This is a genomic window from Pseudoflavonifractor phocaeensis (genome assembly GCF_016901735.1).
Taxonomy (GTDB): Bacteria; Bacillota; Clostridia; order Oscillospirales; family Oscillospiraceae; genus Pseudoflavonifractor_A.
This window is the reverse complement of the sequence record NZ_JACLZC010000092.1, coordinates 1-7,803: the sequence shown is the minus strand read 5'-3', so window position 1 is coordinate 7,803 and position 7,803 is coordinate 1. Positions and strand designations below refer to the sequence as shown.

The following is a 7,803-nucleotide window of genomic DNA, read 5'->3' as shown; positions in this document are numbered from 1 at the left end:
TCCCTCCCCCCTCTCGCCGCCGGTCAGCCCGTCTCCCTCCATGTGCCGCCGGAGCGGCTGCTGCTCCTCCGGGGATAGGTCAAATATTTCCAGCCAGAGCGTATAAACTTCCTTTGCGTTTCAGGTCGATATGTGATAAAATTAACAAAGAGAATGACGGGGCGTCTGAGGCCCCGCCTCCGGTTCGTATCTATCTGATGTTAGGAGGATGTATTATTATGGGACGTTTTACTCTGCCTCGTGACCTGTATCATGGCAAGGGCTCTCTGGAAGAACTGAAGCATCTGACCGGCAAGCGCGCCATCCTGGTGGTGGGCGGCGGCAGCATGAAGCGCTTCGGCTTTGTGGACCGCGCCGTGGAATACCTGAAGGAAGCCGGCATGGAAGTCCAGCTCTTCGAGGGCGTGGAGCCCGACCCCTCCGTGGAGACCGTGATGAAGGGCGCCGAGGCAATGCGGCAGTTCCAGCCCGACTGGATCGTCGCCATGGGCGGCGGCTCTCCCATCGACGCCGCCAAGGCCATGTGGGCCTTCTATGAGTATCCCGACTGCACCTTTGAGCAGCTCATCACTCCCTTTAGCTTCCCCACGCTGCGCACCAAGGCTCACTTCTGCGCCATTCCCTCCACCTCCGGCACCGCCACCGAGGTCACCGCCTTCGCCGTCATCACCGACTACCAGAAGGGCATTAAATACCCCCTGGCGGACTTCAACATCACCCCCGACGTGGCCATCGTGGACGCCGACCTGGCCGAGAAGATGCCCCCCAAGCTCACCGCTCACACCGGTATGGACGCCATGACCCACGCCATCGAGGCCTATGTGTCCACCCTGCACTGCGATTACACCGATCCCCTCTCCCTCCACGCCATCAAGATGATCCACAACGATCTGAAGAAATCCTATGACGGCGACATGGAGGCCCGGGACCGGATGCACAACGCCCAGTGCCTGGCCGGTATGTCCTTCACCAACGCCCTGCTGGGCATCGTCCACTCCATGGCCCACAAGACCGGCGCCGCCTTCACCGGCGGTCACATCATCCACGGCGCCGCCAACGCCATGTACCTGCCCAAGGTCATCCAGTACAACGCCAAGGTGCCCGAGGCTGCCGAGCGCTATGCCGACATCGCCCGCTTCCTGGGCCTGAAGGGCGAGACCACCGCCGAGCTGGTGGCCGCGCTGGTGGCCGAGCTGCGGGAGATGAACCGTCAGCTCAATATCCCCCTGTCCATCCAGAACTACGGCGAGGGCGGCGTGATCGCCGACAAGAGCATCATCGACGAGCAGGAGTTCAAGGACAAGCTGGCCGACGTGGCCGCCAACGCCATTCTGGACGCCTGCACCGGCTCCAACCCCCGTCAGCCCAGCCAGGAGGAGATGGAGAAGCTGCTCATCGCCGTCTACTACGATCAGGACGTGGATTTCTGATCCCCGACACCCTTACATCAAAAGTCAAAATGGGAAGGCACCCCAGGGTACCTTCCCATTTTTTATTCTTCGCTTATTCTTCTCCGACGGGGCAGGGAATGACGCTTCCCCGCTCCACCAGCGTGGCGGGCAGCACCATCTTGCGGGGAATGGACTGGGGGTCTTTCATCCGCTCAAAGAGCATCTTCACCGCGCAGGCGCTCATATCCTCCAAATGGGCGCTGACGCTGGTCAGCGGCGGCTCGGTAAGCGCCGAGAGAGGGGTGTCGTTGAAGCTGATGACCGAAATATCCTCCGGCACCCGCAGCCCCGCCTTGCGCAGGGCGCCCATGGCGTTGATGGCGGTCTCCTCATTGTAGGACAGCAGGGCGGTGGGCATGGCCCGTCCGTCCTGGACCCGGTTGAGCATAGACTCCCACATCTCCCTCCGGTCCGCCGAGGTATCCAGCACCAGCTCCGGGTCCAGCAGCCCCCGCTCCTCCATGTAGCGAATGAAGTACTGCCGGCGCACCTCGGGCGCGGGACGCTTTTTCTGATCCAGCTTGCAGTTTGGACCCAAAAAGCCGATGCGCCGGTGACCCTTGGACAGCAGATAGTCCAGCGCCTGTTCCACACCCAGAGAGAGATTCAATACCACCGAGTCAAACCGGGCCTCATCCGGCGAGGAGTCCAGAAATACCATGGACCGGCACATCTCATTCAGCTTCTCCACCTGTTCCTCGGAAAAAATGCCGATGGCCAAAATGCCGTCGATGCGCTTTTGACTGGGGGTGCGGTAGACGCCGCCCTGCTCGGTCAGGTAGGAGATCTCGCCCCCGGCGTCCAGGCAGTACTGGGCGGCGTAATTTTTCAGGTAAAGATAGTACGGATCGCTGAGCTGTTCCGCCGGGGAAAGCATCTCGGCCACCGCAATGTGGGGCATATCCTTGCGCTTGGAGCGCCGGGACTTGACCGGCGGCTTATAGTGGAATTTACTGGCCGCCTCCAGAATGGTGGCTCTGGTGGCGTCCGTCACAGACATGGTGGGATCGTTGTTGAGCACCCGCGAAATGGTCGCCGCGGAAAAGCCTGTGTATTCTGCTATTTCTCGAATCGTTGCCATTGATTATTCCCGTCCTTCCGCTCACGCCGCTTGCCACGCTACCGCCAGGCTGAGACGATACGCCCCATTTTGACTTATTCAGACATATTTTTTATGGTATCAAATCGTCTTACACTTGTCAATGCACGTTCCGATAAAATCGAAAAGACCGGAGCGGGTCCTTTTTTGCCCCTCTCCGGTCTGAGCCTTGCCTTCTCCCCTATTTTTATTTTTGAAAAGCAAAAAAACGCTGGCCAAAATAATTTAAAATGGTATAAAATCCCATGCCGGTCAACTTGATCAGCCGCTCCAGCCACAGCTCCGACACGCCCATGGGTGTCAGCACCAGGGCGGCCAGAGGCTGGACCACCCAATCGGCGATGCCATAGCCCAGCACATAGCAGACCACCACGTTGAAGGCAAACTTCACCGCGGACCGGCCCAGCGTCTCCTGGCTGTGGAAGGTAAAGCGGCGGTTGAGGAAAAAGCTGAGCACCGCGCCCGCCACATAGGCGATGGCGGTGGAGGGCCAGTAGCCCAGTCCCTCCAGCAGGAACATGAGAACCATGGACAGCAGGGTATTGCCTACCCCCACCAGCAAAAACTTCCACACCGAGGCGTCCAGCAGTTTACCCTTCTTCATGGCTGTCCAGCACCTCCTTGATCAGGAACCGGGGACGGCCCTTGGTCTCCAGATAGATCTTGCCGATGTACTCGCCGATAACCCCCAGAGAGAGGAGGATCAGGCCGCCGATGGCCCACACCGAGCAGATCACACTGGCCCAGCCGATGACGGTGTCTCCGCCCGCCCAGCGGATGATGGACCACACCAGCATCACCAGGCTGACAAAGAAAATCAGGAAGCCCAGGCCGGTGATGTAGCGGATGGGCTTGGTGGACAGGCTGGTGATGCCCTCCATGGCAAAGGCCAGCATCTTTTTCAGGGGATACTTGCTCTCTCCGGCAAAGCGCTCCCCCCGCTCATAGGTCACCGTCCCCGTCCGGTAGCCGATCATGGGTACGATGCCCCGCAAAAAGAGGTTGACCTCCCGGAACCGGGCCAGGCCCTCCAGGGCCCGTTTGGACATGAGCCGGTAATCGGCGTGGTTAAATACGGTCTCCGCCCCCAAAAAGTTCATCAGGCGGTAAAAGCCCTCGGCGGTAAAGCGCTTGAAAAAGGTGTCCTTTTTCCGGGAGGAGCGGACGCCGTAGACGATATCGCAGCCGCCGCGGTACTCCTCCACCATGGCGTCCACCGCGTCCACGTCGTCCTGCAAATCGGCGTCCATGGAGATGGCCATGTCGCACCGGTCCTTTGCGGTCATGAGACCGGCCAGCAGGGCGTTCTGGTGGCCCCGGTTGCGGGATAGATTCACGCCGGAAAAAACCGGGTCCTCCCGGTGGAGCTGGGCGATGATCTCCCAGGTCTTGTCTTTGGAGCCGTCATTGACAAACAGCACCCGGCTTTCGGGTGAAATAACCTTCTTTTCCTCCAGCGACCGAAGCTTGTCCTTCAACCGCCGGGCGGTTTCGTGGAGAACGGCCTCTTCATTGTAGCAGGGGACCACGATGTAAAGGATCTGGCTCATTGATGCACCTCGCAATTCTGTGTTGGGATTGTTGCCCATTCTACCTCCTCTTGGACGAAAAAGCAACCTCATTTGTTCCCAACCTCAGAATTTATAGCGGAAAATCCCGTTTTTCACTATTCCCCTGTTAAATATCCCCTTAAATGGTCCACCGCCCTCCGTTCGATGCGGGAGACCTGCACCTGACTGACCCCCAGCGCCCGGGCGCACCGCTCCTGGGTGAAGCCCCGGTAATAGCGCAGCAGGATCACCTTTCGCTCCCGCTCCGGCAGCGCGGACACCGCCCCCCGAAGGGCCTCCCGCTCCACCAGCTCCTCCTCAAAGCCCTCTCCCCCCAGGGCGTTTTCCAGCGTCAGTCCCTCCCCGGTCTCGGTCTGGAGAGAGGCCACCGGCAGCACCGCCTCCTCGGCCGCGGCGATGTCCTCCGGTGAAAGCCCCGTCTCTCCCGCCAGCTCCGACAGGGTGGGCTCCCGGCCCAGGGTATGGCTGAGCTTGTCCCGGGCCATACGCACCGCCGTCCCCCGCTCCTTCAGGCCGCGGCTCACCTTTACCGTGCCGTCATCCCGCAGAAAGCGGCGGATCTCCCCGGCGATCTTGGGCACGGCGTAGGTGGAAAACTGACAGCCGAAGGCGGGATCAAAGCCCCGCACCGCCTTCAAAAAGCCCAGGCAGCCCAGCTGGTAGAGGTCCTCCGGGTCCACCCCCCGGCCGTAGTACCGGCGGACGATGCCCCAGATCAGCCCGGCGTTTTCCTCCAAAATCCGCTCGCAGGCCCGGTTGTCCCCCTGTCTGGCCTCCTCCAGCAGCTCGGGGGTGTCGGCCACGCTCACGGCCGGTACCCGGTCCGCCGGGCCAGCGTGCGGCGCAGCACCACCGTCGTGCCCTTTCCCGGCGCGGAGCGCACCCGCACCTGGTCCATAAAGCTCTCCATGATGGTAAAGCCCATACCGGAGCGCTCCTCGCTGCCGGTGGTAAAGAGGGGGGTGCGGGCTTTTTCCACATCGGCGATGCCCACCCCCCAGTCCCGCACCTGGATCTCCAGGGTCTGGTCCTCATAGAGCCGCAGCCGGAGCAGGACCTTTCCCAGCCGGTCGGGGTAGGCGTGGACGATGGCGTTGGTCACCGCCTCGCTGACGGCGGTCTTGATGTCGTTGACCTCCTCCAGGGTGGGGTCCAGCTGGGCGGCAAAGCAGGCCGCCGCCGTCCGGGCAAAGCCCTCGTTGGCCGAACGGCTCAAAAAGGTCAGCTCCGCTTCGTTGATGGGTGTCTTTTTCATATGTACTCCTCCGTGGACGTTATTCCAAAAAACGGATCAGCCGGTCGATGCCGGCGGCCTTGAGCACCTTGGCCGCCTGTGCCGGCGGATGTGCCACGATCATCTCCCCGCCCAGCGCCCGGACGCGCCTGTAAACCCGCAGCACCACCGCGATGCCGGAGCTGTCCATAAAGGTCACCTCCGACAGATCCAGCGTGAATTGCCGGGGCGCGCCGCCGTCGATGGCCTGTTCCAGCTCCTCCATGATGCGCCTGGCCCGGTGATGGTCCACCTCTCCGCTGACCGACGCGGTGAAAACCCGGTCTCCCCCTGTGCAGGTCACGGACATGTATGCTCCCTCCTCTTCCTGTTTTCCACAGTCTACCAGCTCCTCTGTGGAAAATCCGTCGAAGGAGGATATGTGCTTTTTTTCTTTTGACCTTTCGACCCAATTCGGTTATAATAGGGAGCCGCAAATCAGAATTTCAAAAAAACAAGAGGTTGACCCACGCTATGAATACCACCCTATTTTCCAGACAGGGCCTGCGGCGGGGATTGGTCCTGTTTCTCTCTCCGCTGACCGCCTTCTTCCTCACGCAGCTGGTCTATGGAGGGGAACTCCTCTACCCGCTGGGGGTGACCGCCGCCAACTATCTCTGCTGCGCCGCCCTCTTCTTCCCCCTGTGCGCCCTCACCGCCAAGGAGTCCCTGTGCGCGGTGATCCTCCACGCCGCCGCCGTCCTCTGGGGCGCGGCAAACTATTTTGTAGTCCTCTTCCGGGGCAATCCGGTCCTCCCCTGGGACCTGACCGCCCTGGGCACCGCCACGGCGGTGGCGGGCAGCTACGACCTGACCCCCACGCCGGTGATGGTGGCCGCCGCCGTTCTGCTCGTGGCGCTGGCCGTCTTTCTCCTTCGCTGGGCGCCGGGCGGACGGCTTCGTCCCGCCAGCGGGGGCGCCGTGGCGGTCCGCGCCCTTCTGCTGCTGGCCGGGGTATGGTGCATCCTCTTCGCCCTCTCCCCCAAATCTCTGGAAAAGGCCGGGGTCAAGACCGACGTATGGGACCACGCCGGCGCCTACCGGACCGGCGGCGTGCTGGCGGAGTTTTTGTGCAACACCCAGTTTTTGTCGGTGGAGGAGCCGGAGGGATACAGCGCCGAAACCGCCCAGTCTCTCCTGTCCGCCGCCGGGGAAAGCGCATCCGGCGTCCAGGCCACGGCGGAACGCCCCAACGTCATCGCCATCATGAACGAATCCTGGGCGGATTTTGAGGAGTTCGGCAACCTGTCCCTGACCGAATCGGTCTCGGACTACATCGACGGGCTGGAAGGAGCCGTCCGGGGCCACAGCTATACCTCGGTATTCGGCGCCGGCACCAGTGCCAGTGAATTTGAGTTTTTAACCGGATTCTCTATGGCCTTTCTCCCCTCGGGCAGCATCCCCTATCAGCAGTACGTCCTCTCCCCCACCGACTCCCTGGCCTCCCTCTTCCAGCAGCAGGGCTACCGCACCCTGGCCATCCATCCGGGCGAGCGGACCTCCTGGCAGCGGGACCAGGCCTATCCCCTGCTGGGCTTTGACGATTTCAAGTGCGTGGACGACTTTGACGTCCCTCTGGAGACCGCCCACGGGGGCTATGTCAGCGACGCGTGCAACTATCAGCAGATTCTGTGGGAATTTGAGCACAAGGACCCGGAGGAGCGGCTCTTTCTCTTCAACGTGACCATCCAGAACCATGGGGGCTACACCGACCCGGACTATCCCACCCAGGTGCAGCTCACCGACTGCCCCGGGGAATATCCCATGGCCGAGCAGTACCTCACTCTGGTCAACGAGAGCGACCGGGCCTTTGCGATTCTGGTGGACTACTTCTCCCGGCAGAGCGAGCCCACCATCATCCTCATGTTCGGCGACCATCCCCCGGCGCTGGAGCAGGGCTTCCTGGACAAAGCCTACGGCGTGGCCCAGTCCGACATGACCATGGGGCAGTATCTGGACAAGTTCCGCACTCCCTATGTGATCTGGGCCAACTACCCTCTGACCGGCGACCAGCCCGGCGATACCAGCCTGAACTTTTTGGGCCAGTATCTCCTTCAGTACGCCGGCATGGAGCGGACCCAGTGGGGGGATTACCTCTGGTCCTTCCAGCGGGAGATCCCGGCGCTGACCTTCGTGGGCTACACCGACGCCGCCGGCAGGGCGTACAGCCACCTGGAAACCAACGACTATACCCGGCGCATCGGGGCATACGCCATCGTGCAGTATTACCTGCTGGGCTTTGACCATCACAGTGGGTCATAACCCCCAAAAGCACAAAAAAGCAGCGGGACCAGAATTTTTGAAGTGAACCCCAAAAGTTAGACAATATTAGGAAGCAAAAATTGTTTAAGCAGCCGAAAGGGCTTGCTGTCTGTGTATTGCAGGCGGCAAGCCCTTTAGCTTTGCCTT

At 61.3% G+C, this 7,803-nt stretch carries 8 protein-coding genes; 2 read left to right on the top strand and 6 right to left on the bottom strand.

Annotation, left to right across the window (positions count from 1 at the left end; genetic code table 11):
- Nucleotides 1-218: 218 nt before the first annotated feature.
- Complete coding sequence (locus H7U37_RS13880) at nucleotides 219-1,430, top strand: iron-containing alcohol dehydrogenase (protein ID WP_204876611.1); 1,212 nt, start codon at nucleotides 219-221, stop codon at nucleotides 1,428-1,430.
- A gap of 73 nt (nucleotides 1,431-1,503) precedes the next feature.
- On the opposite strand, the gene H7U37_RS13875 is transcribed toward H7U37_RS13880, so the two are convergent.
- The 6 genes from H7U37_RS13875 to H7U37_RS13850 all read right to left on the bottom strand — a co-directional run bounded on the left by H7U37_RS13875 (nucleotide 1,504) and on the right by H7U37_RS13850 (nucleotide 5,704).
- On the bottom strand, nucleotides 1,504-2,532 hold the full coding sequence (locus H7U37_RS13875; RefSeq protein ID WP_204876609.1) for a LacI family DNA-binding transcriptional regulator: 1,029 nt from the start codon (nucleotides 2,530-2,532) through the stop codon (nucleotides 1,504-1,506).
- A 205-nt stretch (nucleotides 2,533-2,737) separates the two neighbouring features.
- Nucleotides 2,738-3,154 (bottom strand): GtrA family protein, encoded by a 417-nt coding sequence (locus H7U37_RS13870; RefSeq protein ID WP_204876607.1) that lies wholly within the window; start codon nucleotides 3,152-3,154, stop codon nucleotides 2,738-2,740.
- Nucleotides 3,141-4,100: a glycosyltransferase family 2 protein gene (locus H7U37_RS13865; RefSeq protein WP_204876605.1), complete on the bottom strand. Its 960-nt coding sequence runs from the start codon at nucleotides 4,098-4,100 to the stop codon at nucleotides 3,141-3,143. The genes H7U37_RS13870 and H7U37_RS13865 overlap by 14 nt, the downstream gene beginning before the upstream one ends.
- A gap of 116 nt (nucleotides 4,101-4,216) precedes the next feature.
- A complete protein-coding gene (locus H7U37_RS13860; protein ID WP_204876604.1) occupies nucleotides 4,217-4,930 on the bottom strand; it encodes a sigma-70 family RNA polymerase sigma factor in 714 nt (237 codons plus the stop codon).
- The gene (gene spoIIAB / locus H7U37_RS13855; RefSeq protein ID WP_204876602.1) at nucleotides 4,927-5,376 is read right to left on the bottom strand and encodes an anti-sigma F factor; all 450 of its coding nucleotides are present in this window, start codon (nucleotides 5,374-5,376) and stop codon (nucleotides 4,927-4,929) included. The genes H7U37_RS13860 and spoIIAB overlap by 4 nt, the downstream gene beginning before the upstream one ends.
- A gap of 19 nt (nucleotides 5,377-5,395) precedes the next feature.
- On the bottom strand, nucleotides 5,396-5,704 hold the full coding sequence (locus H7U37_RS13850) for an STAS domain-containing protein (protein ID WP_204876600.1): 309 nt from the start codon (nucleotides 5,702-5,704) through the stop codon (nucleotides 5,396-5,398).
- 164 nt (nucleotides 5,705-5,868) lie between these two features.
- Here H7U37_RS13850 and H7U37_RS13845 point away from each other — a divergent pair, with 164 nt between their 5' ends.
- Nucleotides 5,869-7,656, top strand: coding sequence for an LTA synthase family protein (locus H7U37_RS13845; RefSeq protein WP_204876598.1), 1,788 nt, complete (start codon nucleotides 5,869-5,871; stop codon nucleotides 7,654-7,656).
- Nucleotides 7,657-7,803 lie beyond the last annotated feature (147 nt).